General features: G+C 72.6%; 25 protein-coding genes and 2 pseudogenes. 9 read left to right on the plus strand and 18 right to left on the minus strand.

The annotated features are described in order from the left end of the window. The first annotated feature begins 20 nt into the window (after nt 1-20). Complete coding sequence (locus E6U81_RS23600; protein WP_136232081.1) at nt 21-1751, plus strand: GAF domain-containing protein; 1731 nt, start codon at nt 21-23, stop codon at nt 1749-1751. An 18-nt stretch (nt 1752-1769) separates the two neighbouring features. Here E6U81_RS23600 and E6U81_RS23605 read toward each other — a convergent pair whose 3' ends face one another. After that, a complete protein-coding gene (locus E6U81_RS23605) occupies nt 1770-2234 on the minus strand; it encodes a cyclic nucleotide-binding domain-containing protein (protein WP_136232082.1) in 465 nt (154 codons plus the stop codon). A gap of 18 nt (nt 2235-2252) precedes the next feature. Continuing rightward, nucleotides 2253-2990, minus strand: a complete 738-nt coding sequence (locus E6U81_RS23610; RefSeq protein ID WP_136232083.1) for a response regulator transcription factor — start codon at nt 2988-2990, stop codon at nt 2253-2255. 301 nt (nt 2991-3291) lie between these two features. Here E6U81_RS23610 and E6U81_RS23615 point away from each other — a divergent pair, with 301 nt between their 5' ends. Then, nucleotides 3292-4182: a universal stress protein gene (locus E6U81_RS23615; protein ID WP_136232084.1), complete on the plus strand. Its 891-nt coding sequence runs from the start codon at nt 3292-3294 to the stop codon at nt 4180-4182. 30 nt (nt 4183-4212) lie between these two features. Here the strand turns inward: E6U81_RS23615 and E6U81_RS23620 are convergent, their stop codons facing one another. Further along, nucleotides 4213-4938: a response regulator transcription factor gene (locus E6U81_RS23620; RefSeq protein ID WP_206310006.1), complete on the minus strand. Its 726-nt coding sequence runs from the start codon at nt 4936-4938 to the stop codon at nt 4213-4215. 263 nt (nt 4939-5201) lie between these two features. Here E6U81_RS23620 and E6U81_RS23625 point away from each other — a divergent pair, with 263 nt between their 5' ends. Beyond that, nucleotides 5202-5528: an STAS domain-containing protein gene (locus E6U81_RS23625; RefSeq protein ID WP_136232085.1), complete on the plus strand. Its 327-nt coding sequence runs from the start codon at nt 5202-5204 to the stop codon at nt 5526-5528. Nucleotides 5529-5563: 35 nt separating this feature from the next. Next, nucleotides 5564-5995, plus strand: coding sequence for a pyridoxamine 5'-phosphate oxidase family protein (locus tag E6U81_RS23630; protein ID WP_136232086.1), 432 nt, complete (start codon nt 5564-5566; stop codon nt 5993-5995). Nucleotides 5996-6043: 48 nt separating this feature from the next. On the opposite strand, the pseudogene E6U81_RS23635 reads toward E6U81_RS23630, so the two are convergent. The 14 genes and pseudogenes from E6U81_RS23635 to E6U81_RS23700 form a co-directional block, all read right to left on the minus strand. Then, a pseudogene (locus tag E6U81_RS23635) lies at nt 6044-7733 on the minus strand (GAF domain-containing sensor histidine kinase). Nucleotides 7734-7841: 108 nt separating this feature from the next. Next, on the minus strand, nt 7842-9047 hold the full coding sequence (locus E6U81_RS23640) for a dipeptidyl aminopeptidase (RefSeq protein ID WP_136232087.1): 1206 nt from the start codon (nt 9045-9047) through the stop codon (nt 7842-7844). Nucleotides 9048-9119: 72 nt separating this feature from the next. Further along, nucleotides 9120-10256, minus strand: a complete 1137-nt coding sequence (locus E6U81_RS23645) for an LLM class flavin-dependent oxidoreductase (protein ID WP_136232088.1) — start codon at nt 10254-10256, stop codon at nt 9120-9122. An 11-nt stretch (nt 10257-10267) separates the two neighbouring features. Then, nucleotides 10268-11314, minus strand: coding sequence for an LLM class flavin-dependent oxidoreductase (locus E6U81_RS23650; RefSeq protein WP_136232089.1), 1047 nt, complete (start codon nt 11312-11314; stop codon nt 10268-10270). Further along, a pseudogene (locus tag E6U81_RS23655) lies at nt 11311-12689 on the minus strand (NtaA/DmoA family FMN-dependent monooxygenase). The gene E6U81_RS23650 and the pseudogene E6U81_RS23655 overlap by 4 nt, the downstream one beginning before the upstream one ends. 39 nt (nt 12690-12728) lie before the next feature. Continuing rightward, nucleotides 12729-13901, minus strand: coding sequence for an LLM class flavin-dependent oxidoreductase (locus tag E6U81_RS23660; RefSeq protein ID WP_240803978.1), 1173 nt, complete (start codon nt 13899-13901; stop codon nt 12729-12731). Between the two features lie 177 nt (nt 13902-14078). Then, the gene (locus E6U81_RS23665) at nt 14079-14837 is read right to left on the minus strand and encodes a GNAT family N-acetyltransferase (protein WP_136232090.1); all 759 of its coding nucleotides are present in this window, start codon (nt 14835-14837) and stop codon (nt 14079-14081) included. Nucleotides 14838-14890: 53 nt separating this feature from the next. Continuing rightward, nucleotides 14891-15910, minus strand: coding sequence for a transporter substrate-binding domain-containing protein (locus tag E6U81_RS23670; RefSeq protein ID WP_136232091.1), 1020 nt, complete (start codon nt 15908-15910; stop codon nt 14891-14893). 58 nt (nt 15911-15968) lie between these two features. Continuing rightward, a complete protein-coding gene (locus E6U81_RS23675) occupies nt 15969-16784 on the minus strand; it encodes an amino acid ABC transporter ATP-binding protein (RefSeq protein ID WP_136232092.1) in 816 nt (271 codons plus the stop codon). Continuing rightward, on the minus strand, nt 16781-17743 hold the full coding sequence (locus E6U81_RS23680) for an amino acid ABC transporter permease (RefSeq protein ID WP_240803979.1): 963 nt from the start codon (nt 17741-17743) through the stop codon (nt 16781-16783). Before E6U81_RS23680 ends, E6U81_RS23675 begins: the two co-directional genes overlap by 4 nt. A gap of 351 nt (nt 17744-18094) precedes the next feature. Beyond that, entirely contained in the window at nt 18095-18613 is a 519-nt protein-coding gene (locus tag E6U81_RS23685; protein ID WP_136232094.1) for an adenylate kinase, read from the minus strand. Nucleotides 18614-18651: 38 nt separating this feature from the next. Then, on the minus strand, nt 18652-19113 hold the full coding sequence (locus tag E6U81_RS23690) for a hypothetical protein (protein ID WP_136232095.1): 462 nt from the start codon (nt 19111-19113) through the stop codon (nt 18652-18654). Nucleotides 19114-19352: 239 nt separating this feature from the next. Further along, complete coding sequence (locus tag E6U81_RS23695; RefSeq protein ID WP_136232096.1) at nt 19353-19736, minus strand: VOC family protein; 384 nt, start codon at nt 19734-19736, stop codon at nt 19353-19355. Between the two features lie 329 nt (nt 19737-20065). Further along, nucleotides 20066-21316 carry a cytochrome P450 gene (locus E6U81_RS23700; RefSeq protein WP_136232097.1) on the minus strand — a complete coding sequence of 417 codons (1251 nt, stop codon included), beginning with the start codon at nt 21314-21316 and terminating at the stop codon, nt 20066-20068. Between the two features lie 169 nt (nt 21317-21485). On the opposite strand from E6U81_RS23700, the gene E6U81_RS23705 reads away from it, so the two are divergent. Continuing rightward, nucleotides 21486-21914 (plus strand): CBS domain-containing protein, encoded by a 429-nt coding sequence (locus E6U81_RS23705; protein WP_136232098.1) that lies wholly within the window; start codon nt 21486-21488, stop codon nt 21912-21914. 287 nt (nt 21915-22201) lie between these two features. On the opposite strand, the gene E6U81_RS23710 is transcribed toward E6U81_RS23705, so the two are convergent. After that, nucleotides 22202-22777 carry a TetR/AcrR family transcriptional regulator gene (locus E6U81_RS23710; protein ID WP_136232143.1) on the minus strand — a complete coding sequence of 192 codons (576 nt, stop codon included), beginning with the start codon at nt 22775-22777 and terminating at the stop codon, nt 22202-22204. 120 nt (nt 22778-22897) lie between these two features. Here E6U81_RS23710 and E6U81_RS23715 point away from each other — a divergent pair, with 120 nt between their 5' ends. The 4 genes from E6U81_RS23715 to E6U81_RS23730 all read left to right on the plus strand — a co-directional run bounded on the left by E6U81_RS23715 (nt 22898) and on the right by E6U81_RS23730 (nt 25707). Beyond that, nucleotides 22898-23635, plus strand: a complete 738-nt coding sequence (locus tag E6U81_RS23715) for an SDR family oxidoreductase (RefSeq protein ID WP_136232099.1) — start codon at nt 22898-22900, stop codon at nt 23633-23635. Between the two features lie 98 nt (nt 23636-23733). Beyond that, nucleotides 23734-24861, plus strand: coding sequence for a YihY/virulence factor BrkB family protein (locus E6U81_RS23720; RefSeq protein ID WP_136232100.1), 1128 nt, complete (start codon nt 23734-23736; stop codon nt 24859-24861). 82 nt (nt 24862-24943) lie between these two features. Beyond that, nucleotides 24944-25357, plus strand: a complete 414-nt coding sequence (locus E6U81_RS23725; RefSeq protein WP_136232101.1) for a phage holin family protein — start codon at nt 24944-24946, stop codon at nt 25355-25357. Then, entirely contained in the window at nt 25354-25707 is a 354-nt protein-coding gene (locus tag E6U81_RS23730) for a DUF3618 domain-containing protein (protein ID WP_136232102.1), read from the plus strand. The genes E6U81_RS23725 and E6U81_RS23730 overlap by 4 nt, the downstream gene beginning before the upstream one ends. Nucleotides 25708-26298: the final 591 nt, after the last annotated feature.

A 26298-nucleotide genomic window follows, 5' to 3' on the forward strand; every position in this document is an offset into this window, starting at 1 on the left:
CCGCCGGCCGGAGGTGGGACATGAGCGCGGACGGCCGGCCCGCCACCGGTGGTACGCCGCGGCTGCGGCTGGACGAGCTCCTCGACGAACTCCAGGTGCGCATCGAGGAGGTCAGGGGCACCCGGGACCGGCTGAACGGGCTCCTCGAGGCCGTCATGTCGGTCGGCCGCGAGCTCGACCTGCCCCAGGTCCTGAACGGCATCGTCGAGGCCGCCGTCGTCCTCGTGGACGCCGAATACGGCGCCCTGGGCGTCATCGGCGACGACCGCAAACTGGCCGAGTTCCTGCCCGTCGGCATCACGGACGATCTCCGTGCCCGGATCGGCGACCTGCCCTCCGGCCACGGCATCCTCGGCGAACTGATCCGCCACCCGGAACCCCTGCGGCTGTCCGAGCTGGCCGAGCACCCCGCCTCGTACGGTTTCCCGCCCCACCACCCCCCGATGCACTCCTTCCTCGGCGTCCCCATCCGCGTGCGCGAGGACGTCTTCGGCAACCTCTACCTCACCGAGAAGCGCGGCGGGGCCGACTTCGACGCCGAGGACGAGGCCGTCCTGTCCACGCTCGCGGTCGCCGCGGGCATCGCCATCGAGAACGCCCGCCTGTTCGAAGAGGTCCGCCTGCGCGAGCGCTGGCTGGAAGCGAGCTCGGACATCACCAGCGCCCTCCTCTCCGGCGCCCCCGAGGACGACGTCCTCGCGGTCATGCTGGAGCAGGCCGAGGAAATCACCAGCGCCGACCTGGGCGTCATCTACCTCGTCGGCCCCGCCGGGGAGCTGCGCGGCTCGATCGCCCTGGGGCACGGGGCCGAGGCGCACCGCGGCATCGTCCTGCCGAGCACGCGCGGCACCCTGGCCGAGGCCGCCCTGGCAGGAGCAGGCCTGATCACGGTCGCCGACGTGTCGACCGACCGGCGCGTCACCGTACAGCCGGAGCGGTGGACGGGCTTCGGCCCGGCCGTGGGCGTCACCCTCGGAACCAGGGAAAGGCTCAGCGGCATTCTGATCCTGGCCCGGCGCCACGGCCGCCCGGCCTTCACCACGGCCGAAGTCGCCTCCCTGCCGGGATTCGCCGATCAGGCCGCCCTCGCGCTCGAACTGGCCGACCGGCGCCGCGACGCCGAACAGCTGAGCCTGCTCGAAGACCGCGACCGCATCGCCCGCGACCTGCACGACCTTGCCATCCAGCGGCTCTTCGCCACCGGTATGACCCTGCAGAGCGCCCAGCGGTTCGTCGACCACCCCGAGGCGTCCGAACGCCTCGCCCGTGCCGTGGACGACCTCGATGCCACCATCAAGATCATCCGGTCCACGATCTTCGGGCTGCGTGACCGGCAGACCCCCACAGCGGTGCCCGCGCTGCGCTCCCGCACCGTGCGGGCCGTGGACGAGGCCGCCGAGAGCCTCGGGTTCCCGCCCGCCCTGCGGATGGAGGGGCTGATCGACACCGACGTGCCGCCCGCCGTCGCCGACGAGGTCCTCGCGGTACTCGGCGAGGCCCTGGCCAACGTCGCCCGGCACGCCCGGGCCACATGTGCGGAAGCCTCGGTCGTCGCGGAGGACGGCGTCCTGACCGTCACCGTGACGGACAACGGCGTCGGCGTGCCCGAGGGCGGCCGGCGCAGCGGACTGCGCAATCTCGCCGAGCGTGCCGAAAGGCTCGGTGGCCGCATGGAGGTCACCCCGCGGGAGGCGGGCGGGGCCGGCACCCGCCTGGAGTGGTCAGTGCCGCTCACCCCACCGCCGAGCTGACCGCCCGTCGCCACCCCCTCACAGGTAGCTGCCGCTGCCGTACGGTGCGTACAGGTCGAGCAGGCGGACCCGAGCGGCCTGCAGCCGATGGGCGAGTACCTGTCCGACCCAGTGGCCGAGGGCCGCGCCGAACGCGGTGTCGGCCTCCATCAGCTCGCGGACGCGCTCGGCGTCGAACTCGTGGGCCCGGACCGGTGTCATGGCTTCTGCGCCCAGGCGCCAGGTGTACGGGGCGAACAGCCACGAACAGCCGACCAGCTCGCCGGCGCCGAGCCTCTCGATGACGGCTGCACGCCGGCCCGGCACGTGGACGTCCAGGGTCACCGTGCCCGAACGGACGATCCAGAACCGGTCGGCGCGACCGCCCTCCCGGAAGAGGTGCGCCCCCTCGTCGAAGTTGACCTCACCGGCCATCTCCATGAGGCGGGTACGACAGTCGGCCGGCAGTGCCGCGTTGAAGCGGATGGAAGAGGTGGAGTTCATCGGAAGAGGCCTCCTGGTTCACGTCCGGGTCGGCTCCGGACCGGCAGGTCGGTGTCCCGGCGCGGCTTCGCCGTCGCGCCTCTGGGCGTGGACCTGCGCGGCGACGACGGCTGCCTGGACCCGACGTTCGACTCCCAGCTTTGCCAGCAGCCGCGAGATGTGGTTCTTGACGGTCTTCTCGGAGAGGTAGAGCCGCTTCGCGATCCGGCGGTTGGTGAGGCCGTGGTCGATCAGTTCGAGTACGGCCCGCTCCCGCTCGGAGAGGGCGGCGAGGCGGGTGTCCTCGGGCTCCTCGGCCGCTTCGGGGGCGCGGAGGGAACGCATCAGGCGGGCGGTCGTTGCCGGGTCGAGCATGGACTGCCCACCGGCGACCGTACGCACCGCGGAGACCAGGTCGGTCCCCTTGATCTGCTTCAGCACGTACCCGGCCGCCCCCGCCATGATCGCGTCCAGCAAGGCGTCCTCGTCGTCGAACGACGTCAGCATCAGGCAGGCCAGTTCCGGCATGCGGGAGCGCAGCTCGCGGCAGACCGCGATCCCGTCGCCGTCGGGCAGCCGGACGTCGAGGACGGCGACGTCCGGGCGGCGCGCCGGCCCCCGGGCCAGGGCCTGGTCCGCCGTGCCCGCCTCGCCCACCACGGTGATGTCGGCCTCGGCGTCGAGCAGGTCCCGCAGCCCCCGCCGCACCACCTCGTGGTCGTCGAGGAGGAAAACCTTGATGGGAGCCTCCACGAAGGCACCCGGTACGTCGGACATGTTCGCCGCCTGCTCCGCGTGACGCCGTACCTGCTTCCACCCGAATTGTCTCAGGAGGTGGCCGAGCCCACCCGCCGGCCCGGGACGTCCGCCGACGGAGGTGATGCCGACACCCTGCGCCCCTGCGCGGGGCGGCCGGCAGGGGAGGACCGTCCCTCTGGGAGGGCCGGTCGGCCCCTTTCCGCGGCTGCCCGGCCCGGGGAAGGTGAATGCCGGTGGCGACCGGTCCTTCCCCCGGCCGGCGCCACCCATCCCTGCCGGCGACCCCGACGCATCGCGCGTCAGTACGGAGGACAGACCTGTGAAGCGCACCCTCGTCGTCGGAGTGGACGGCTCCGCGGAGAGCAGGGCCGCGGCCGACTGGGCCGCGCGGGAGGCCGAGCGCCGCAACCTGCACGTGCACGTGGTCCACGCCTGGCGGTGGCAGCCGCTCGCCGTCCCGGTCGTCCAGGACCGCGCGGTCGAGGCCCGCGCGGTCGAGGCGCGCCGGGCCCGGGAGGTCCTGGAGGAGACCGAGGCCGAGCTCACCCGCCGCCACCCGCGGCTCGGGCTCACCGCGGAAGTGGTGCCCGACGTCCCCGTACCGGCCCTGCTGCGCGCCGCGAAGGAGGCGGAGATGCTGGTGCTCGGCTCCCGCGGGTACGGCGCCCTCGCCGGCTTCCTGCTCGGCTCGTACGGGCAGCAGCTGATCGCCGCCGCCGAGTGCCCCGTCGTCTCCGTCCGCGCCGGGCGGTGCAGGCCCGTGTCCGCGGCCGACGGGGGAGAGGTGGTCGTCGGCCAGCAGGGCGGAGTGGAGGAGTCCGCCGGGGTACTGCGCTTTGCCTTCGAGGAAGCCGCGGCGCGCAGGGCTGCGCTCCGCGTGGTCCGGGCCTGGAGCCTGCCGCCGGTCCACGGCCGCAGCCCCGGCTCGCTGTGGATCGCCGACCGGATCGGCGGGCTGCAGCCGTACGAGAAGGGCGCGCTGGAGCAGGCCCTGCAGCCGTGGCGGTCAAGGTACCCCGAGGTGGAGGTCGTTGCGCACGTCGTGCAGGGGAGCGCCGGCCACGCGCTGCTGTCCGCGACGTCGGACGCCGGGCTGCTCGTCGTCGGCCGGCGCGTCCGCGATGCGGTGCTGGGCTCGCGCATCGGGTCCGTGGCCCATGCCGTCCTGCACCACGCGGCCTGCCCCGTGGCCGTCGTCCCGCACTGCTGAACCTCCGCGGACGGCCCTCCTCCGTCCGTCCTACCCGGGAGTGGGTACCGGGTGCTGTCCGGGCGGCGTCAGCGCGTGACTGGCGATGACCGCGGCCTGGACGCGTCGCTCCACACCGAGCTTGACGAAGAGCCGCGAGATGTTGTTCTTGACGGTCTTCTCCGCGAGGAACAGCCGCTTGCCGATCTCCCGGTTGGTGAGACCCTCGCTGACCATCAGGAGGATCTCCTTCTCCCGGTCCGTGAAGCCGGGAAGCCCGGGGACCTGCTCCTCTTTCGGCGTTTCGCCGCGCAGGCGGGCCATCAGCCGCGCCGTGGCCCCGGGGTCGAGCATCGACTGGCCGGCGGCCACCGTCCGTACCGCGGTCACCAGGTCGGTACCGGTGATCTGCTTCAGGACGTAGCCGGAGGCCCCGGCCATCACGGCGTCCAGCAGCGCCTCCTCGTCGTCGAACGACGTCAGCATCAGGCAGGCCAGTTCGGGCATGCGGGAGCGCAGCTCACGGCACACGCTCACCCCGTCGCCGTCCTGGAGCCGTACGTCGAGGATCGCGACCTGGGGGCGCAGCGCGGGGATGCGGACCAGGGCCTGTTCCGCCGTGCCCGCTTCACCGACCACGGCCAGGTCGGGTTCGGCGTCCAGCAGGTCGTGCACCCCTCGGCGTACGACCTCGTGGTCGTCGAGCAGGAAGACGCTGATGGACTCGGTTGCGCCGCCCGCGCTCGTCGCGGGGGAGGGGACACCGCTGCCGGTCATGACACAACTCCTTGGCCTGGGTCCGTGCCCGGACGCACGAACACCGGCATCCTGCCTCCCGTACGGTCGAACGGACAGGGCCGATCGGCCCTCATCGGCGCTGCCGTTCCCACGGCAGATACCGGCCGGTCCCCCGGGGAGGGACCTTCGGCCCTGTCCGGAGGGCCTGCCGGGCCCTCCCGGTGGCCCGCGGCACGGTATGGACTGAGGGCACACGGGGAACCGCGCGACTCCACGGAGCCGCACGCAGCGCGGAGGACGCCATGAGGACCGCCCTGATCGACCTGAAGACCGTGGCCCGGGACGACCGGGGCCTGAGAATCGCCCTGGCCGGGGAGCTCGACTTCTTCACGGTGGAGCACGTGGGGCCGCGCCTGCGCGAACTCGCCGGGTCCGGCCACCGGAACCTGATCCTGGACCTGCGCGGCCTCTCCTTCTGCGACAGCGCGGGCATAGACCTCTTCACCCGCCTCGACCGCCACGCCCGTGCGGCGGGAACCCGGCTGCTCCTGTGCGACGTGCCGCCCCAGGTGATCAAGTCCATGCGGGTGCTCGCCGCCGACCGCGCCCTGCGGTTCGTCGTCTCGTGATCGCGCAGCCGTCCCGGTCCGCAGCCCCACGGCACATGCGGGAACTGGACCGGGCCGAGGCCCTGGAGCTCCTCGCGACGGTGTCGCTGGGACGCATCGTCTTCACCCGGCACGCGCTGCCCGCCGTCCGTCCGGTGAACCACTTCGTCGACGGCGAGGACATCGTCGTCCGGATCCACGAAGGCGGAGCCCTGGGCTCCCTGGCGGCCCCGGCCGAGGCCCCCGGGGTGGTCGTGGCCTACGAAGCGGACGTCATCGACCCCGACACGCACCTCGGCTGGAGCGTCGTCGTCACCGGCTACGCCCGCCCGGTGGCCGATGCCGACGACGCCGGCCGGTACGCGGACCTGCTGCGCCCCTGGGTCGGACCGCCGACGACCGGCGCGTTGCGGATCCGCCCGGACCTCGTCACCGGATTCCGGCTGGAGGCGGAGGCGGAGTCGTCCCACCCCGCACCGCAGGGCTGACACCGACGGCTCGCAACCGCAGGCCTGAAACCGGCACGAGCCCCCGGCTCAGCCGCCGCCGGGCAGCGGCGCCCGCCACACGAGCCTGCTGCCACCCTCCGGCGGGCTCCCGACGGTGAACGAGCCGCCCACCTCCCGCGCCCGCTCGTCGAGGTTGCGCAGACCGCTCCTGCGCCCCTGGACCGGAATGCCCCTGCCGTTGTCCGAGACGGTCAGCACGACTTCGCCGCCCGCCGCCCTGAGGCTCACCCCGACCCGGGTCGCCCGGGCGTGGCGGGCGGCATTGCTGAGGAGTTCACCCAGGACCGCCATGACGTGGTCGGCGATCCGCACCGGTACGTCGGTGTCGAGCAGTCCCTCCATGCTCAGACGCGGCGGACGGCCCAGCGTGGTGGCCGCCTCACCGACCGCGCGGGCCGCCCGTGCCCGCAGGCCGGGGCCGTTCTCACGGTCCCTGGTGCGCAGCCCGAAGATCGTCGATCGGATGATCCTGATGGTCTCGTCCAGGTCGTCGACCGCCCGGCCGACCCGCTCGGCGGCTCCTTCGTGCTCCACGAGCCGGGCGGCGCTCTGCAAGGTCATCCCGGTGGCGAAGAGCCGCTGAATGGCCAGGTCGTGCAGGTCGCGGGCGATCCGGTCGCGCTCTTCCAGCAGCGCTATCTGCTCGGCGTCCCGGCGCCGCTCCGCCAACTCCAGGGCCAGCGCCGCCTGACCCGCGAAGGCGACCAGCGGCTCCAGCTCGCCCTCGCCGAATGCGGGTTCCCCCGCTGCGCGCGCGAGCAGCAGGACGCCTCGGCTCTCCCCGCCGGCCGTACCCAGCGGGACCGCCACGGCCGGCCCCAGACCGTCCCGCTCCCGGACCTGGGCCTCGGCCGGGTAGCGCCCGTCCTGCGCGGCAGGCCCGGCGGAGACCGGCGTTCCGGCCCGGTGCGCGGCTCCCGAGAGCGTACCGGCGAAGGGCACGACGAGGCCCTGCCGCGCGGATGCCTCCGCGCCGGCCGCGAACTCCACGACCAGGCCGTCGACTCCGGCCACCGGCATGGCGACGTCCGCGAGCCGCGCCCCGGTGATCTCCTGGGCGCGGGCGGGCGATGAGCTCCAGCACCGCCGGCCGCGAACTCCCGGACAGCAGGCTCTCGGTGATCTCCGCATTGGCCCTGAGCCAGCGCTGCTGGCGCTGCGAGCCCTCGTAGAGCCGTGCGTTGTCGATCGCGACACCCGCGGCCACCGACAGGGTGGAGATCACGGCCTCGTCCTCGGTGTCGAAGTCCACCCCGCCCCGCTTGTCCGTGAGGTAGAGGTTGCCGAACACCTCGTCGCGCACCCGGATCGGCACGCCCAGGAACGTGCGCATGGGCGGGTGGTGGGCCGGAAAGCCGTATGACGAGGAGTGCGCGCCGAGGTCCGTGAGGCGCAGCGGCTCAGGGTGGTGGATGACCTCCCCGAGCAGGCCGTGGCCGGCCGGCAGCGGCCCGATCCCGGCGATCTCCTCATCGGTGAGTCCGACGGTCAGGAACCGGGCGAGCGTGCGGCCGTCGGGGCCGATCACGCCCAACGCCCCGTACTCGGCGTCCACCAGCAGCGCGGCCGCCTCCACGATCCGCCGGAGCACCTGGGCGAGATCGAGCTCCCGCCCCACCGAGACCACGGCTTCGAGGAGGCTGTGCACCCGGTCGCGGGTACCGCGTACGGCGTCGATGCGCACCTGGAGCTCTTCCAGCAGCTCGTCCAGCCGCATCCGCGGCACCTGCGTCAACGGATTCCCCGCCCCCACGTGCTTCCCCTCCGCCCACCGCCCGACCCCGGCCCGCGGCAAGCGTATCGACCCGTCCGCGCCCGAAGGGCATCAGGCGGCGGCCCCGAGGCGGGCGGCCAGCCAGTCGAAGACCCGCTGCTCGAACAGGGCCCGGCCCAGGGGTTCGCAGTGCAGGTCCGCGCCCTCCGCCGCCGTGAACTCCACGAACGCCTTCTCGCCCGGCAGTGCCTCGTAGAGCCGCAGCGACTGGCCGGGCCAGAACTGCTCGCCCTCCGGCGAGGTCACCAGCAGCGGCACCGTGATCCGGTCCAGTACCCCCGTCAGGTCGTACCGGCCGATCTCGGTGAGCAGATCGAACGGGGAGTCGATGCCGTACGGCTTGGCCCGCCACCTCCAGTAGGCGGCGAACTCCCCGTCCTCCGCGAGCCCTTCGCGCATGGACCCGTCGAACGCGTCGCGGTCGCCGGAGTCGAACAGCTCGCGCAGCTCCGGCGGGAAGTGGTTCCACCAGCTGTCCACCACGGACACCACCCCCGGGTCCGCGACGCCGGCCGCGATCCGGTGCTCGAAGGCGAGCGCCCGGGGTACCCAGTAGCCGGCCTGGCTGATCCCGGCCAGCACCAGCCGTCCGGGCGCGATGTCGTCGCGGCCCAACAGGAAGTCCACCACCGGCGTGATGACGTTCTCCCAGTCCGGGCGGAACGGCATCCGGTGCTCGAAGAGCATCGACTGCTGCCCCGGGCCGTCGAAGAGGAAGGCGTTCCAGCCGCGTGCCACGGCCGGGGCGCCGAGCATCGTCCACGCGGTGCTCACCGGACCGTCGCTGCCGTTGTTCACGATCACCGTCGGTGCGTCCGCGCCGCCCGCGGCGGGCCGGAAGAGATAGCCCGGCAGCTCGGTTCCCTCGTACGGCACCGCCACCCGCTCCGCAGCCGGCTCCCACGCGTCCGCGAACCGGTCGAAGCACTCCCGGTGCTGCCGGAACACCGGGAGGAGCCGGGTGTCGTCGTCCAGGGCGTCGGCGGCGACCAGCCCCGTCCCGAAGTAGCCCGCGGCCCGCAGCCACGCGTCCCGAGCGCTCGTCCGCCGACCTGCCGCGGCCGCGCGTTCGCCGTCCGACCGGACGCGCCGGGCCAGCTCCGCCCAGCCCTCGAACCACCCCCGGCCGTCCGCATCGCGCAGCGCCGAGGCCGTGGCCAGCACCTCGCCGGGATCGGAACCCTTCTGCCAGCCCGCCCCGAGGAGCACCAGCACTTCGAAGTCGAACTGCTCGTTCTCGCAGAACCGGTACACCACGATGCCTCCCGGAGCACACCGGAATACACGACCACCGTACGAGGGCCTCCGGGCGCCCGCACGCCGCGCAGGTCAGTGCAGGCCGCGGCGCGCCCACACCTCCGACAGCAGGCGGTAGGAGCGGACCCGGTCCGCGTGGCCGTGCGTGATCGTGGTGATCAGCAGCTCGTCCGCGCCGGTGGCCTCCTGGAGCCGTTCCAGGTGGTCGGCGACGGTCTGCGGGCAGCCGACGAACTGCGTCTCCACCCGGTCGGCGACCAGCTCCCGGTCCGCGTCCGTCCAGGGCAGGGCGCGGGCCTCGGCGGGCGTGGGGTAGGGGATGGCGCCCTCGGCCGTGCGGATGCTGCGCACCCACGGCGCGTAGCCGGCGGCCAGTTCGCGGGCCGTCGCGTCATCCTCCGCCACGACCACGTCGGCGGACACCGTCACGTACGGCCGGTCCAGCTCCGCGGACGGCTTGAAAGCGGCCCGGTACCCTTCGGCGGCCTCCAACACGGTGGCCGGGCTGACGTGGTAATTCGCGGCGAACCGCAGCCCGTTGCGCCCGGCGGTCTCCGCGCTGACCCCGCCGCTGCTGCCCAGGATCCAGACCTGTACGTCGGCCCCCTCACCGGGGAGGGCGTGTGCCTCCACGCCCTCCGGGGTGCGGTACTCACCGCGCAGCAGGGCGAGGACGTCGTCGATCTGCCCGGCGTAGTCCTGGGGTACGGACCCGGGCAGGTTCAGCAGCTTCTGCTGGAGCGCCACCCGCGGATGACCCAGCAGGTGGGCGAAGGAGAACCGGGCCGGTATGCGCAGCCCGCCCGGGGTGTACCCGTCCACGACCGGGGTGACGGGCGGCGCGGGCTCGCCGGACCGCGCCGGCGGCGCGCCGGCCGAGCGGCCCAGGCCCAGATCCAGCCGCCCCGGGTGCAGGGCGTCGATCAGGCCGAACTCCTCGACCGTCGACAGTGCGGTGCGGTGGCCCAGCTGGACGGCGCCGGAGCCGATCCGGATGCTGCTCGTCGCCGCGGCGGTCAGGGCCAGCACCACGGCGGGTGAGGTCCCGGCGACCCCCGGGTTCAGGTGGTGCTCTGCGAACCAGTAGCGGGCGTAGCCGAAGGCCTCCGTCTGCCGGGCGAGGTCGATGCTGTGGTGGAGGGCCTCGGCGGCGGTGGAACCGGACGGGACCGGGACGAGGTCGAGGACCCCGAGGGGGATGCCGGACATGGCCTGGCTCCTTAGAAGTCGGGAAAGGAAGGGTCGGGGATCGCGCGGCGCAGCACCGGGGCGATCTGCGACTGGAAGAGTTCGAGCGAGGCGCGGTGTTCCGCCGGGGCGAGCCCGCCGGCCTCGGCCTGGAGGTGCAGGGCGGTGTGGCCGAACTCCTCGTGGTAGCGGTGGACCTTCTCGATCACCTGCTGCGGGCTGCCGATCAGCGCGGAGCTCCGCTCGACGAAGTCCTCCAGCGTCGGGAAGACGGGCTCCAGACCCTGCTGCTCGTGGAGGGCGAGATAGCGCGCGAACGCCGGTCGGTACGCCCGGACCGCCTGCTGCGAGGTGGGGGCCGCGTGGTAGCCGGCCGTGCCCGCGCCGACGACCGCGTGTGCCGGATCGTGCCCGTAGTGCTCCCAGCGCTCCCGGTAGTGTCGGATCAACTCGGCGTAGGGGCCGATGGGATGGGTGACGTTCGCCGAGAACAGCGGGTCCCCGTGGCGCGCCGCGAGATCGACGGACTCCCGGCTCGTGGCACTTCCGTGCCAGACCCGCAGGTTCCGCTGGAACGGCCTGGGCAGCACTTCCGCCCCGGCCAGGGCGGGGCGGAACCTCGGCTCGGCGGTCACCTTGTCCTCGCGCCAGATGCGCCGGAACAGCTCGTAGCCCTCGGAGTTGCGCTCCCACTGGTCCTCGGGCGTCACGTGGAAGAGGTCGCGCTGCGCGGTGCCGTTGCCCTTGCCGATCATCAGCTCCAGGCGACCGTCGCAGAGGTGGTCGAGCGTCGCGTAGTCCTCGTACGCACGCACCGGATCGAGCAGGCTCAGGGTGGTGACGGCGGTAAACAGCCGGATCCGGCGGGTCAGCGCGGCGATGTGCCCTAGCACCACGGGCGGCGAGGACGACAGGAACGGCCGCTCGTGGCGCTCGCCCACGGCGAACCCGTCGAAGCCGAGCTCCTCCGCCAGCTGTGCGGCGGCGACGACCTCGCGGAACCGCTCGCGCGTCGGCGTGGGGGCCCCGGTCACCGGGTCCCGGGAATCCGTGATCAGGGTGATGGCCAGGAACTTCACGAGGCCGCGGCCTCTCGGGCCGACTCCGTGCCCGGATCGGCCTGCCCGAGGTGGTCGCGCAGGGTGGAGCCCTGGTAGTCGGTGCGGAAGACACCCCGCTCCTGGAGCAGCGGGACCACGGTGTCGGCGAAGACGTCGAGGCCGCCCGGGGTGATGTGGGGGACCAGGATGAACCCGTCGGCGGCGTCCGCCTGCACCAGGGTGTCGATCGCCGTGGCGACGGTGGCGGGGGAGCCGATGAAGGTCTGCTCGGAGGTGGTGGAGATGACGAGTTCGCGGATCGACAGGTTCTTGGCCTCGGCGAGCGCGCGCCAGCGGCGGGCGGTCTCCGGCGGGTCGCGGAACTGGCGGACGCTGGCCCGCCCGAGGGCGATGGTGTTCTCCCCGGGCAGGGGGTCGACGTCGGGCAGCGGGCCGTCCGGGTCGTAGCCGGACAGGTCGCGGTTCCACACGTGCTCCAGGTACTTGATCGCGGTCTGCCCGCTGACCTGGAGGCGGCGCACCTCGTACGCGGCCTCGTGCGCCTCGGCGTCGGTGTTCCCGAGGACGAAGGTGGCCGCGGGCAGGATCTTCAGCTGGTCGTGCGTGCGACCGTACGCGGCCAGGCGGCGCTTGACGTCCGCGTAGAACGCCCGGCCCTCGTCGAGGGTCGCGTACCGGCCGAAGATCGCGTCGGCGGAAGCCGCCGCGAACTCCCGGCCCTCCTCGGAGTCCCCGGCCTGGAAGACCACCGGCCTGCCCTGCGGGCTGCGCGGCACGTTGAGCGGCCCTCGATGTCGAAGTGCGGCCCCCGGTGCGCGAAGGCCCCGGCCCGCCCGTCGCGCAGGAATCGGCCCGACGCGGCGTCGGCGACGACGGCGCCCCGCTCCCAGGAGTCGAACAGCTCGTTCGCGGTGGCCAGGAACTCCCTCGCGCGGGTGTAGCGGTCCTCCCGGGGCAGGAATCCGCCGCGCCGGAAGTTCTCGCCGGTGAAGGCGTCCCAGGAAGTGACCACGTTCCATGCGGCCCGGCCCTCGGAGAGGTGGTCCAGCGAGGCGAACTGGCGTGCCACCTCGTACGGTTCGTTGAAGGTCGAGTTGATCGTCCCGGTCAGGCCGAGACGGTCCGTGACGGCCGCGAGCGCGGCGAGCACGGTGAAGGTGTCGGGCCGCCCCACGACGTCCAAGTCGTAGATCTGCCCTCCCTGTTCGCGCAGGCGCAGCCCCTCGGCGAGGAAGAGGAAGTCGAACTTGGCGCGTTCCGCGGTCCGCGCGAAGTGGACGAAGGAGTCGAAGTCGATGTGGCTGCCGGCCGCCGGATCGCTCCACACGGTGGTGTTGTTGACCCCGGGGAAGTGGGCGGCGAGATGGATCTGCTTGAGCGCCTTGCGGCTCATGGGTCGTCCTTCCGGGATCAGGAGGGGAACAGGAGGGGATCAGGAGGCGCGGACCGCGGACAGGGCATAGCGGCTGGCGGGCCGGTCGAGCCCCAGCAGGCCGCGCAGGGTGTCCGCCTCGTACTCCCGGCGGAAGAGGCCGCGCCGCCGGAGTTCCGGCACCAGGGTCCGGGTGATGGCGGGCAGGTCGTGGGCGAGCACACCGGGCCGCAGCCGGAAGCCCGACAGGCCCGCTTCCCGGTGCTCCTGGAGCTGGTCGGCGAGCTGGGCCGGGGTGCCGGTGAACACCGGGGCGCCACCGCCCTCGTACGGGTCGCCCGCGAGCGCGTCGAGCCGCCCGAGGCGGTCGGCGGCCGCCGTGGCGTCCTCGTCCAGGAACACGGTCAGCTCCCCGAACAGATGCAGCGGCCGCGCGCCCGGCCCGGCCGACTCGCGGAGCTGCCGCACGGCCGTGACCGCGGCGCGGGTCCCGGCCGTGTCGCGCGACGGCAGGAAGCCGACGTCCGCGGCCCGCGCGATGAGCCCGTACGCGGCGCTGTCCGTCGCCCGGGCGGTGACCACGGGCTGACCCTGCGGCGGGCGGGGGGTGATCGACGGCCCGCGCACGCTGAAGTGCTGCCCCTCGAAGTCGATGTGGTGCAGCTTGTCGCGGTCGACGAACCGGCCCGTCGCCACGTCACGGATCTCGGCGTCGTCCTCCCAGCTGTCCCACAGCCGGCGGACCGCCTCGACGTGGTCGGCGGCCTCCTCGTGCAGCTCGTCCTCCTGGAGCGGCACCGGACGGCGCCCGAAGTGCCGCTCCTCGTGGGGGAGTCCGGAGACCCGGAGGTCCAGGCCCGCGCGGCCGCGGCTGACGTGGTCGAGGGTCGCGACCGCCTTGGAGATGTGGAACGGTTCGGTGTGGGTGGTCGTCACCCCGGGGACCAGCCCGATGCGTCCGGTCAGCGGAGCGACCCGGGCCGCCGTGAGCACGGCGTCCAGCCGCCCGCGGACCAGGTCCGTCCGCTCGTCCTGCGCTCCCGGCGAAGCCGACTGGAGGGCGAGGGCGTCGTCGAAGGTGACGAAGTCCAGCAGCCCTGCCTCGGCCTCGGCGACCACACTCGCCCAGTAGCGGGCCGTGAACAACTCGGCGGGCCGGGCACCCGGCTCGCGCCAGGCGAACGGGTGCCCGCCGGCGCCGTCGAGCGCGACGGCGAGATGGATTTCGGACACGACAGACAACGCCTTCCTGATCGGCGGAGGGAAAGGGGAAAGGGAAAGGGGGAAAGGGAAAGGGGAAAAGGGAAGGGGACGGGAAAGAAATGCGGAACCGATGACTGCGGCAGCGTGGAGAAGAGCCCCTTCGGACGACGCTACGCCCGATGGCGGTGCCGTACAACGACACGGATATTAAGGGAGTTTGGCGGGTTTGTTTCCCGGTGCCCGGACCGCCGTGAAGAAGGGCCGGCGGCGTAGCGTGAAACCGATCGACTCGTAGAGCCGGATCGCGCCGGTGTTGGCCGCGGAAGTGTGCAGGAAGGGGACTTCGCCCCGTTCCCGGATGCCCGCCGCCACGGCGCGCACCAGCCGTGTCGCCAGACCCCGCCCCCGGTGCCCGGGATGCGTGCACACCGCGCTGATCTCGGTCCAGCCGGGCGGGCGCAGCCGCTCTCCGGCCATCGCGATCAGCCGGCCCCGGTCGCGGATGCCCAGGTAGGTGCCCAGCTCCACGGTGCGCGGCAGGAACGGCCCCGGTTTCGTGAGCTCGATCAGGGCGAGGACTTCCGGTACGTCGGAGGGCCCCAGCCGGACCGCCTCCGGGGCGGGTTCGGCGCGCAGCGAGGTGTCCACCAGTTGGACGCCCTCGATGACGCCGACGGTTTCCCAGCCCGCGGGCGGGGTCGGCACACCGGCGAGCGAGGCAACCCCGCCCGCGCCGACCAGCGCGGCCAGGTCGGCCCAGGATCGGGGGTCTGCCGGGTCGGCGAGGGCGGCGAAGGGCGAGATGTCCCGGTCGTACAGGGCTGCGCGGGAAGCGCCGGGCCCCAGCCCGTCCGGGTGCTGGGCGAAGGCGGAATGGGCGCCGGACAGGGACGCCCACGCCGGGTTGTCCAGGACGTGCGGGACGGCCGTGGCAACGGGACCGGTCACGGTGCCACGACCGGTCATGGTGCCAGGCCGCGCCGTGGCGGCCGGAGGGACTCCGGCGCGCTCGCCCGCGCTCATGAGTTGGTCAGGGGCAGGCCGGGCGGGTTCACCTCGGAGGTGGCGACGGCCTCGTTGGACAGGTTCCAGGCGGCGAGCAGTTGCCGGTACTGCCCGTTCTTGATCAGGTGGTTGATGGCCCCTGCCACCGGTGCGGCCAGGCCGCTGTCCTTCTTCGACGTCGCGGCGATCAGTCCCTGGAGGCTCTCGCCGGCCCCGGAGAACGAACCGGCGTTGCGCGTGGGGGTGTTGCCGCTCGCGGTCTGGGTGATGTGGTAGGCGATCGAGGGGTTCGGGCCGAAGTTGAGGTCGATCTTCTTGCCGCTCAGCGCCAGGTGGACGCTGTTGGCGTCCGGGAAGTACTTGACCTCCAGATCCTTGCCCTCCGACTGCAGCTTCTTCTGCCACTCCAGGAGGATCTTCTCCTGGTTGGTGCCCCGGCTCACCGCGACGGTCCTGCCCGCGAGGTTGCGGTAGTCGCCGCCGAAGTTCCAGGTGCTGTCCTTCAGCGCCTCGAAGGCCAGATCGTCCTGCCGGTAGGACGCGAAGTCGTACTTCCTCTTGCGCTCCTCGGTGACCGTGACGTTGGTGAAGGCCACGTCCACCTTGCCGCTGTCGATGCCGACGAAGAGGTTCTCCCAGGTGGAGTTCTTGATCACGGGCTCCAGCCCCAGGGTCGCGGCGACCAGCCGGCCGAGGTCCGGCTCCGCGCCCGTGAGGGTCTTCTGGTCGGTACCCACGTAGGCGAGGGGCGGGAAGCCGGCGGGCAGCGCGCCGACGCCGATGACCAGCTCGCCGCGTTCGCGGACGGCCTGCGGCAGCTGCGCGCGCAGGGATTCGACGACGGGAACCGACAGTTCGGCCTGCTGGGCGGCGCCTTGAGAGACGGCGCCGACGGTCACCTTGCCCGACGTGTCGTTCCCGGTGGCCTTCGCGTCACTGCTGCATGCCGTGAGACCGGCGGCGAGGGCGGCGGTCGCGGTCACCGCGCCGAGGCCGCGGACGAGTCTGGTGCGCAGGGTGGACTGGCGTTGCATGGCGTTCCTTCTCGAGTGCTCGGAGGTGGGCAATGGGCGGCGGGACACCGCGGCGGCGTCAGAGCACCTTGCTGAGGAACTCCCGTGTCCGCGGGTGGACGGGGTGGTCCAGCACCTGTGAGGGCGGGCCCTGCTCGACGATGCGGCCCTCGTGGAGGAAGACGACCTCGTCGGCGACCTCGCGGGCGAAGCCGATCTCGTGGGTCACGATCACGAGGGTGGTGCCCCCGGTGGCCAGGTCCTTGATCACTGACAGGACCTCGCCGACCAGTTCGGGGTCGAGCGCGGAGGTGGGCTCGTCGAAGAGGATGACGCCCGGTCGCAGGGCCAGGGCCCGGGCGATGGCCACCCGCTGCTGCTGCCCGCCGGACAGCTGCCGAGGATAGGCGCCCGTACGGTTCCCGAGGCCGACGCGCTCCAGCAGCTCGCGTGCCCGGGCCTGTGCCTGCGCCCGCGGCAGCCGGCCGGTGGCCACCGGGGCCGCGGCGACGTTGTCCAGCAGGGTCAGGTGCGGGAAGAGGTTGAAGTTCTGGAACACGAAGCCGATCCGGCTGCGCTGGGCGAGGATCGCCCCGTCCTTGCGCTCCTTGAGCCGGCCCCCGTGCCGCTGGACGCCGATCAGCTCGCCCCCGACGCTCACATGGCCGGCCTCGGGCTTCTCCAGGTGGTTGAGGACCCGCAGCAGGGTGGACTTGCCGGATCCGGAGCGGCCCAGGATGACGGTGACGGTGCCCGGCGCGACGGTCAGGCTGACCCCGTCGAGGACCTGTCGGCCGCCGAACGACTTGTGTACGCCGTGCACCTCGATGCCGGCGGGTCGTGCGGCGTCGGCGCTGACGCTTGCGGTCGTTCGGCCTGGCAATGAGCCGGTCATGGGGCCGTCTCCTTCCGGAATCGGATCTTCAGGTCATGCAGGTGCGCCCGGGCCCGCTGGACGGGCGTGGGCGGCACGGTGCGCAGCGCCCCGCGGGCGTAGTGCCGCTCGACGTAGAACTGCACGACGGAGACCAGGCTGGTGAGGACCACGTACCAGACGGTCGCCACCAGCAGCAGCGGCACCACGTCGCCGGGATAGGTGCTCGCCAGGCTCTGCACCGAGCCGAACAGGTCGAGCAGCGAGACGTAGAAGACGAGTGAGGTGGCCTTGAGCAGGCCGATCAGCTGGTTGACGTAGGAGGGGACGATGGAGCGCAGTGCCTGCGGGAAGACGATCCGGGCGAACTGGTAGCGCCTGGGCAGTCCCAGGGACGCCGCCGCCTCGTGCTGTCCCTGGTCGACCGAGAGCACACCGGCCCGGACGATCTCGGCCGCGTAAGCCGCCTCGCACAGGCTCAGGCCGACCACCGCGACCACGATGTCCGTGGCGAGCCGCGACTCGTCGAAGGTGAAGAAGGCGGGCCCGAACGGCACCCCGACGCTGAGAGCGGGGTAGAGGGCGCTGAAGTTGTACAGGAACAGCAGGACGACGATCAGCGGCACGGAGCGGAAGAGCCAGATGTACGTCCAACTCACGGACCGCAGGACCACGTTGCCCGACAGCCTGCCGAGGGCGAGCAGCACACCGCCGACCAGGCCGAGGACCGCGCTGTACGCCGTCACCTGGAGGGTGATGAGCAGCCCGTCCAGGACGACCGGGCGCAGGAACCAGTACGCGAACCGGTCCCATTGGTAGAAGGGATGGGTGATCAGCCCGTGGGAGGCCTGGGAGACCAGGACCAGCACGACGACGGCGGCGACCCACCGCCCCGGCCGGCGGAGCGGGAGGACCCGTTCGGCCGGACCGGGGGTCCCGGAGGAGCCGGCGGGCGCGGAAAGGAGAAGTGATTCGGTCAAGGGGCACTCCAGCGGCTACGACGAAGCGCAGAAACGGAAAAGCAGCCGTCATGCCGGACAGGAGAGGCCGCCGATTTCTTTGTCTGCGGCGTAAGCTAGGCAGCGTGGTGATGGAGTGTCAACGGCCTTGATATCGGGATCCGTGAAAGCGAATGCCGATTTCATCCGCCGTACACATAACGCCTCTTGGTGAAATGAAATGGGGTCGCGGTTCTCCGGGGCCCGAGGGTGACCGTCCCCCGGCCGGCGGGCCCGCATCGGTCACGTGGTCCTCGCCGTATTCACTGCCGGCGGCGTGCGGGGCTTCGGTCAGGGTCCCGGATGTCGACCTGGCGCCCTGTCGTCCGCCGGTCAGAGGGATGCCAGCCAGTCCGCGGTGTCCCGCGGGCGGGCGAAGCGGAGTGTCTGGAGGGGTGCGAAGCGGGGGTCGCGGACACGCCCGCCGATTTCACGGCGTCGGCCCCGGTGCTGGGACCAGGCCCACCGGGCTGGATGTTCGCGGCTCAGCCAGCCCGCCCAGGTTTCCCTGTTGCCGCCGAAGAGCACCTCGCGCCTGACGGTGCGCCGAAGGGACCGGCGCAGGACGCGCGGCATGACGACGCGTCTGGGATAGTCCAGCCACAGAACGGTGTCGGCGCGATCCCACAGCAGATCACGGACTTCCGGATGGCCGAGGGAGTCCACGACCCAGCGCGGCTCGGCGACGAGCCGCGCCACGTCCTCGGAGAGGTTGTCGTTGGTGGCCCAGTCGGGCCCGGTGAAGTGGAGCGCGTCCATCTCGGTGTACGACAGGCCCAGCCGGACGCCCAGGGTGCGGGCGAGCGTGGATTTGCCCGCACCGGTGACACCCACCACCAAGATCCGTTCCACGGGTGCACCCTAGTGTCCGTACCCGCCGATGGCGATGGTCAGCTCTGCAGCGCCGTGCGGGCCGGCGGGGCGGAGCCGTCCGGATTCCGTCCGAAGGCGGCTTGCAGAACGGCGGGGAGGTCTGCGTCGGAGACCTTGGCACGCACCTCTGTCAGGACGTGCCGGAAGGTGTCGTCGTCGATGACGCCCATGTGTTCCTGGCGGAGCCGGTGGATGATCCCGACGAGTTCCGGTTCCAGTCGCATCCATGCGCGGGAGGTCCGGATCTCTGCCTCTACATGGTCCATGAACCAGCGCATGACCTCGTAGGGGACATCCACGTGAGGCCCGCGGGGGTCGAAGCACACCGTCGGCTCCCGTGCCGGATCCTCGTCGGGGATGATGGCCGTCACGAGCATTCGCTGCCCGGCCACGAGGTCGAGCTCCAGGTACCAGGCGTCATCCGGTACGGAGTACAGCGTGGTGATCGTGTATGCGCCGTCGGGGTGCGGTATGGCCATGGCCGGAATGCTGTCACCCTTCGGTGCCCGCATGGTGTCCGTGACCGACGTGGAGCCGGGATGTGCGGTCTCGGAGCGCTAGTGCTGTGACCGGAAAGGTTCACCGTGTCGCGGCGCCCGGCACGGCACCTCGCCGCGTTGTCGGACCACGCAAGTACGTCCGGGGCGGGCCGTGGCCCTCCGCCTTGCGATCCACCGCACCGGACACCGCGACCCGGCAAACCATTCCGGCCACAGCACTAGGAATCCATCGCCGCTTGGTCGGAGGCGCTGTTCAGGACGCAGAACTCGTTGCCTTCGGGATCGGCGAGGACGGCCCAGCCCGAGCCGTCGGGGTTGCGGTGGTCGGTCACGAAGGTGGCGCCGAGGGCCAGCAGGCGGTCCACCTCCTCGTCGCGCGAGGTCTCGGGGCGCAGGCACAGGTGGATCCGGTTCTTGATCGCCTTGGCCTCGGGCACCTGGTTGAAGTACAGCACCGGTCCCTCCGCCAGCATCACCAAGGTCTCCCGGTGGCCCGGTTCGGAGTCCGGGTGGAGCGGGCGGCCCGTCACCCCGCTCCAGAATCGTGCCAGCTCATAGGCATCCGCACAGTCGATCGCCACGTTCTGCAATATCGAGACCATGCGTGCGATCCTTGCTGATCTTGGTGCCGATCGCCACCGGGTTGCGGGAACAACGCGTGGTTGTTGAGCGTTCATCATTGCGTGGGTGCGGGACGGGACGACGTCCCCGGGCCCGATCCGATGCCCGCGGCGCCTCCGCCGTGAGGCGACGCGACGCCCTTCCCGCCCCCGCCCCGGACGCCCCGGCCCGCCTCCCCCCGGCCGGCTGGGGCCGCCCCGATCGGCCATCCCCCCGGCCGGTCGGGGCCCACTCGTACCGAATCCGGGCCGCCGCGCCCCGGCTGTCGCTCTCGGATCCTGCCAGGCCCGCAAGATCCGAAAGAGGCGGCTTACCCGAGACGGAATCGGAAGCCGCTGCGGGGGAGTGTGGGAATCCGGGACAGCGGGATGGTCAGATCCTGGTCGGGGACGCTGACGTCCAGCGCGGCCAGCTCCGTGACGAACGCCGCCAGCAGCGTGACCGTGATGTCCTCGCCCGGGCACCGGTGCCCCGCGGCCGCGTCGCCACCGCCCTGGGGGATGAGGGGGCGCAGGCTCTCCCCCGTGTCGTAGCGGTGCGGGTCGAAGCGGTACGGGTGATCCCACCACTGCGGGTCGTGATGCTGCCCGTACAGGTCGAGCAGGAGCAGCGTGCCCTCCGGGACGGTCTCGCCGCGCCACTCCAGATCGCGGGCGGCGAGTCCGCCGACGAACGGCGCGAAGGGGTAGAAGCGGCGGACCTCGTGGGCGAAACCGGTGGCGAGGTGCCCCGAGGCGTCGTCGCGGAGCGCGCCGCGGTGCTGGGGCCACCGGTGCAGGGCGTGCGCCGCGAACGTGGCGAACCACGCGATCGCGACGGTCGGCCGGATGATGTTCAGCAGCTCCACGGCCGCCAGGTGCGGGTCGAGGACGGAGCCGTCGGCGTCGCGGTGCCGCGCGACCACGTCGAGCGCGGTGCCGTCGGGAGCCGTCTCCCGCTGCTCCCGGACGTGGACGATCAGCTGCGCCAGGGCCTGCTCCTGCCGCTTGCGGGCGTGGCGGGCGCGCAGCTGCCGCGGCCCGGCCGTCGCGAAACCGTCGACCATGGCCACGCAGTCCCGTGCCAGCTGTTCGCCGTCGGCCGCGGTGAGCGCAACGCCGGTCCAGTCGCATACCGCCCGGGCGAGGACCGCGGCCGTCTCGTCGAAGAGGACCACCGAATCCTCCGGCTCGCCGCGCCACCGGCCCACGGCCTCCCGCCAGCGCAGGAGGACGTGCTCCCGCAGGGCCTCGATGCCCTTCTCGTCCTTCAGCAGGCGAAGGAACATCGCCTTGCGCACCCGGTGGGGGCGGCCGTCGAGGGTGTGCACCGCGCCCTGCCCGAAGAGGGTGTCGAGCACCGGGTCCGGGAGAGCGGCCCGCCGCTGCACGTGCCGCTCGTCGTAGAAGAAGGCGACGGCTTCTGGACCGCGCAGGGCGACCGTCCGGCGGCCGAGGAGCCGGGTGCGGACCGTGCCGTCCGCCGCAGCGCGCATGTGGTCGGGAAGCCAGGCGTAGCCGTGCGTCAGCAGCGAGAGGGTGCCGTCGGTCCACACGGACGGAGGGTGCTTGAGAGTCGGCATGGGATGCGGCTACCCGGGGCGGCCGCCCGCACACAACGCGCCCGGCCGCCTTCACCCGGATACTGGAACGGGCCGCCTCGGGGCCCACGGGCCTACCTCGCTGGTGGAGGGGTAGGCGCGGCGCAGCAGGTGCCGTGTAGCACGGCGGCTACGACCATCGGGAGGACCGATGACCCGACGAGTGCATGAGGTGATGACGCGCAGCCCGGTGACCGTGGAGCGCCTGACCTCACTGGCGGAAGCGGCACGGGTGATGCGGGACGCGGGTATCGGGGACGTACTGGTCGTCGACCAGGGCAGGCTCTGCGGCATCCTCACGGACCGCGACCTCGTCGTCCGCGGGATGGCGGAGGACCGCGACCCCGCCGAGACGACCGTACAGGCGATCTGCAGCGCCGAACCGCGCACCGTCGGGCCCGACGACCGCGTCGAGGAGGCCGTCGACCTCATGCGCCGCCACGCGCTGCGGCGCCTGCCCGTGCGGAACGGGAGCGGCGAGCTCGTCGGCATCGTCACCCTCGGCGACCTGGAGGTCGAACGGGACCCGGGTTCGCCCCTCGCGTCCATCGCGGCGGCGGAGGATGCCCGCGACCGGTGACGGTCGGCAGGGGCCGCACGTCGCACCGGCTCGAAGGTGGGCACCTCCACCCCTGCGGGAAGAAGCCGCGATGCGAGGGGTTTGGGTCCGCGGGGAGTGGCCATAAGCGTCATCACGGGAGTCCGCGGCGGTGAGCGGCGCGGACTCCCGGGCGGACCCGGGCCGCGCGGTGGCCTTCCCCCCGCCATCGCGCGGCCGGGCGCCGAACCGGCAGCGCCGTGTCGGCCGTGCCAGCGCCACCCGCCCCGCCGCGGCACGGCGGTGCGCCGCGGTGCCGGCCGTCGGCCTCACCGCCGGACCGCGAGACCGTCCAGGGTGAGGTCGAGCAGGCGCTCCGCCTGCGGACGGTGTTCCGCGCCGGCCGAGGTGAGGGCGATGCCCTCCAGGGCGGCCGCGAGGTCGGTGGGCCGGATGTCGGTCCGGATCTCCCCGGCGGCCGCGCACGCGTCCATGAGCGTGGTGATGGCGGCCTGGATCATCTCCCGGCTCTGACCGTACGGGTTGCCTCCCGTCGCGGCGATGGCCCGCAGGGCGTCGATCATGCCGTACTTGGCGCTCACGTAGTCCAGGAAGAGCCGCGTCCACGCGCGCAGGGCCTCGGTGGGGGAGCCCCGGCCCGCGAGCAGAGCGGGCGCCGCCCCGCACAGGTGCGCCAGCTCGTTGCGGTAGACCGCCTCGACCAGGGCCTCCCGGGTGGGGAAGTTCCGGTACAGCGTCGCGCTGCCCACGCCCGCCTCCTTGGCGATGCGCTCCATCCGGGCCTCCAGCCCCTGCTCCGTGAACACGCGCGCGGCAGTGGCGAGGATCCTCTCCCTGTTGCGCAGCGCGTCAGCCCGCAACGGGCGCTCCGCTCCGTCGGCCATCAGCACTCACCGTCTCCTCTCACATGCCCCTCGGCTTGCTAAGTGGGGGACTCCCCGCTTAGCCTGCTCACTAAATGGGGGACTCCCCGCTTCTACTGTAGGTCAACGAAGGAGCCGGGCATGTCGGGTATCCGGGGCAAGGTCGTCGCGATCACGGGCGCCAGCAGCGGCATCGGCGCGGAGACCGCTGCCCACCTCGCCGAACGCGGCGCCCGGCTCGTACTCGGCGCCCGCCGGGCGGACCGGCTGAACGCGGTCGTGGAAGCCATCACGGACAAGGGCGGCACGGCCACCGGCGTCATCGTCGACGTCACGCGCCGCGAGGACCTCCAGCGGCTGACGGACACGGCCGTCCACCGGTTCGGCCGCCTCGACGTCCTCGTCTCCAACGCCGGCACGATGGCCGTCTCACCCTTCGACGACCTGTGCCAGGACGACTGGGACGCCATGGTCGCCACCCACATCACCGGCCTGCTCAACGGCATCGGCGCGGCGCTGCCCGTCTTCCGCCGACAGCGATCGGGCCAGTTCGTCAACATCGGCTCCACCGCCGCCTACGTCGTCAAGCCCCCGCAGGGCGTCTACGCGGCCACCAAGACGGCGGTGAAGGTGCTCACCGAGGGCCTGCGCCAGGAATCGGGCCCCGACCTGCGGGTGACCCTCGTGTCGCCCGGCTTCACCCACACCGGGGGAGTGGGCAAGGGGGCGAGTCCGGAGGTCGCGGCCGCGATGATCCGGCAGCGCGACGAGATCGCCATGCCGCCCGCCGCCGTGGCCTCCGCCATCGCCTACGCGATCGAGCAGCCCGAGGGCGTCGACGTCAGCGAGATCGTCGTCCGGCCCACCGTGCAGGCCTGACGGCACCGCGGAGCCGGGCCGCGGAGCCGGCTCTTCCGCGAGCGGACCGGCATGAACCGACATGACATGAGTGGCGCCGGGGCGGACAACCGGGGGGTATGACACGTCCACCGAACCAAGGCGGCCACGGCCGCGACCGAGAGCGTGCCGACACCCGCACCGGCACCGGCACCGAGAACGACATCGGCACCGGCACCGACACCGGACCCGAGACCGACAGCGGGCCCGGACCCGACCAGGACGCCGTCGCAGGACCGGGCGTCCTGGTCGAGGAGCGGGCCCCCGACCGGCCCGCCGAGCTGCCCGCCCGCGCCTGGAAGGCGGTACTCCGAGGCACGGTCGCGGAGTTCCGCGACGACGAGCTGGCCGACCGGGCAGCGGCCCTGACCTACTACGCGGTGCTGGCGATCTTCCCAGCCCTCCTGGTCCTCGTGTCCCTGCTGGGTCTGGCCGGCGAGGCCACGGCCGGGCGGGTCCTGGACACCCTCCAGCAGCTGGCTCCCGGCTCCGCCCGCGACGTGATCAGGGACGCCGTCGGGCAACTGCAGGGCCGTGGCGGCGTCGGGTCCCTGATGGCGGTCGTCGGCCTCGGGGCAGCGACGTGGTCCGCCTCCGGCTACGTAGCCGCGTTCATCCGGTCCGCGAACGCCGTGTACGACGTGCCCGAGGGCCGCCCGGTGTGGAAGGTGCTGCCGCTGCGCCTGGCACTCACCGTCACGCTGATGCTCCTCGCCTGTGCCGGCGCGCTGATCGTGGTGTTCACCGGCGCCCTGGCCCGGCAGGCGGGCGCTGCCCTGGGAATCGGCGACAGCGGCCTGACGGTGTGGTCGATCGCCAAGTGGCCGGCCCTCGTCGTCCTCGTCACGACCATGATCGCCCTCCTGTACTGGGCGGCGCCCAACGCCAGGAGCCGCGGCTTCAAGTGGGTGACGCCGGGCAGCCTCCTGGCCCTGCTGATCTGGGCGGCCGCTTCGGCGGGCTTTGCGTTCTACGTCGCGCACTTCGCCTCCTACAACAAGACGTACGGCACCGTCGCCGGTGTCGTGGTCTTCCTGGTCTGGCTGTGGATCACCAACCTCGCCGTCCTCCTGGGGCTGGAGTTCGACGCCGAACTGTCCCGGCAGCGGGCGACGGCCGGAGGGCTTCCGGAGGGCGATGAACCCTATGTCCGGCCGCGTGACACCCGTGGCTGGAACGCGGAGGACCGACGGCGCATGAAGCGGTGACCCCGGCGAGCGGGTGCAGGGGCATTTGCCGGGTAGGCGCGCCTCGACAAGGCGTGTGCACAGTGAAGGGGTGAGACTCCGCATGAGCACGATGGAGCGGCAGACCCACATGACCGACGAATCCGTGAGCGTCCTCGTCTCGCGCGCTTCACGGCAGATATCGGAACTGGTCCGCGAGGAGATGCAGCTCGCGCGGGCGGAAATGACGCAGAAGGGCAAGCGTTTCGGCAAGGGCGGCGGACTCTTCGGCGCGGCCGGCCTGCTCGGATTCCTGGCAGCCCAGGCCTTGACGGTGACCTGCATCGCAGCCCTCGCGCTGGTACTGCCTCTGTGGGCTTCGGCCCTGATCATCGCGGCGGTGATGGCGGTCGTCGCGGCAGTGCTGGCCCTGGCGGGGAAGAAGCAGGTGGCCGAGGCCGGCGCTCCCGTACCGGCGCGGACCATCGACAGCGTCAAAACCGACCTGGCCGTGATGAGGGAGAAGGCGCAGCGATGACCCACGAACCCGACGGACCTCGTCCGGACGCCGGCACGCCCACCCCCGACGAGCTGCGCGCGCAGGTCGAACGCACGCGTGACGAACTGGGGCAGACGATAGAGGCGCTGGCAGGCAAGGCCGACGTCAAGGCGCAGGCCAAGGAGAAGACCGCACAGGTCGCCGACCTGATCCACGAGAAGGCCACGCACACCGCGCAACGGGTGAAGGGCGCGACGCCGGAGCCGGTTCTGGACACGGCGGGCCGGGCCGCGACGGCGGCACGCGCCCACCCCAAGCCGCTTCTCGTGGCCGGTGTCGCCGCCCTGGTCGTCTTCCTGCTGGTGCGGCGCGGCTGCGGACACCGGTGACAGCCTCCTGACCGGCGTGTCCTCCTACGGCGCCCGCCCGGCGGACCGGCTACCCGGCGGCGCGCGGGCGCGAGGACTCCCGGCAGACGCCGGACGACGAGGTCGCAGACACCGGCCGGATCCGCAGGGCCTGACGGGCCCCGTTCGGCGGCGCGGCCGTGTCCGGGATCCGGCGCAGGCCCCCGCCCGCCCGCGGGCTTGCGTCCGGAGAGGGGGCGTGTCAGCGGGACGCGGTCCGGTGGCCGATGCCCCGCGGCCCCGGCTTCGCGGGGCATCGGCCGCCTGAGGCCCGGTATCGCACGCGTGTCGTCGCGTCCGAGGTCGCCTTCGCCCCCCCCGGGCCGGTGACGGCGACCCCGTGACGGCGGGCGCCCGATCTCGTCGGGCCCGTGCGGCACCCCGGCCCGAGGGGCGGGGTGCCGATCGCGCCATGCCCCGGCGTCACGACCACACCCGGGCTCACGCCCAAGTGGGGCCGGCCGTGCGCCCGGCGCGACCGGCGCCCATCCGGCCCGCGGATTTCGCCCCGGGGCTGCCTTCCGCAAGTACTGCGTCGCGTAGTCGAAATGATGCGGAAAGTGACCGGCCGTG

Source organism: Streptomyces sp. A0592, from assembly GCF_004795115.1.
In the GTDB taxonomy this organism is placed as follows: domain Bacteria; phylum Actinomycetota; class Actinomycetes; order Streptomycetales; family Streptomycetaceae; genus Streptomyces; species Streptomyces erythrochromogenes.

Excerpts from the sequence above, each read along its gene's own strand:
- E6U81_RS23600 (WP_136232081.1), top strand. The coding sequence starts at position 21 with ATGAGCGCGGACGGCCGGCCCGCCACCGGTGGTACGCCGCGGCTGCGG.
- E6U81_RS23605 (WP_136232082.1), bottom strand. The coding sequence starts at position 2,234 with ATGAACTCCACCTCTTCCATCCGCTTCAACGCGGCACTGCCGGCCGAC.
- E6U81_RS23610 (WP_136232083.1), bottom strand. The coding sequence starts at position 2,990 with ATGTCCGACGTACCGGGTGCCTTCGTGGAGGCTCCCATCAAGGTTTTC.
- E6U81_RS23620 (WP_206310006.1), bottom strand. The coding sequence starts at position 4,938 with ATGACCGGCAGCGGTGTCCCCTCCCCCGCGACGAGCGCGGGCGGCGCA.
- E6U81_RS23625 (WP_136232085.1), top strand. The coding sequence starts at position 5,202 with ATGAGGACCGCCCTGATCGACCTGAAGACCGTGGCCCGGGACGACCGG.
- E6U81_RS23630 (WP_136232086.1), top strand. The coding sequence starts at position 5,564 with ATGCGGGAACTGGACCGGGCCGAGGCCCTGGAGCTCCTCGCGACGGTG.
- E6U81_RS23645 (WP_136232088.1), bottom strand. The coding sequence starts at position 10,256 with ATGTCCGGCATCCCCCTCGGGGTCCTCGACCTCGTCCCGGTCCCGTCC.
- E6U81_RS23665 (WP_136232090.1), bottom strand. The coding sequence starts at position 14,837 with ATGACCGGTCGTGGCACCGTGACCGGTCCCGTTGCCACGGCCGTCCCG.
- E6U81_RS23670 (WP_136232091.1), bottom strand. The coding sequence starts at position 15,910 with ATGCAACGCCAGTCCACCCTGCGCACCAGACTCGTCCGCGGCCTCGGC.
- E6U81_RS23675 (WP_136232092.1), bottom strand. The coding sequence starts at position 16,784 with ATGACCGGCTCATTGCCAGGCCGAACGACCGCAAGCGTCAGCGCCGAC.
- E6U81_RS23690 (WP_136232095.1), bottom strand. The coding sequence starts at position 19,113 with ATGGCCATACCGCACCCCGACGGCGCATACACGATCACCACGCTGTAC.
- E6U81_RS23695 (WP_136232096.1), bottom strand. The coding sequence starts at position 19,736 with ATGGTCTCGATATTGCAGAACGTGGCGATCGACTGTGCGGATGCCTAT.
- E6U81_RS23700 (WP_136232097.1), bottom strand. The coding sequence starts at position 21,316 with ATGCCGACTCTCAAGCACCCTCCGTCCGTGTGGACCGACGGCACCCTC.
- E6U81_RS23705 (WP_136232098.1), top strand. The coding sequence starts at position 21,486 with ATGACCCGACGAGTGCATGAGGTGATGACGCGCAGCCCGGTGACCGTG.
- E6U81_RS23710 (WP_136232143.1), bottom strand. The coding sequence starts at position 22,777 with ATGGCCGACGGAGCGGAGCGCCCGTTGCGGGCTGACGCGCTGCGCAAC.
- E6U81_RS23715 (WP_136232099.1), top strand. The coding sequence starts at position 22,898 with ATGTCGGGTATCCGGGGCAAGGTCGTCGCGATCACGGGCGCCAGCAGC.
- E6U81_RS23720 (WP_136232100.1), top strand. The coding sequence starts at position 23,734 with ATGACACGTCCACCGAACCAAGGCGGCCACGGCCGCGACCGAGAGCGT.
- E6U81_RS23725 (WP_136232101.1), top strand. The coding sequence starts at position 24,944 with ATGAGCACGATGGAGCGGCAGACCCACATGACCGACGAATCCGTGAGC.
- E6U81_RS23730 (WP_136232102.1), top strand. The coding sequence starts at position 25,354 with ATGACCCACGAACCCGACGGACCTCGTCCGGACGCCGGCACGCCCACC.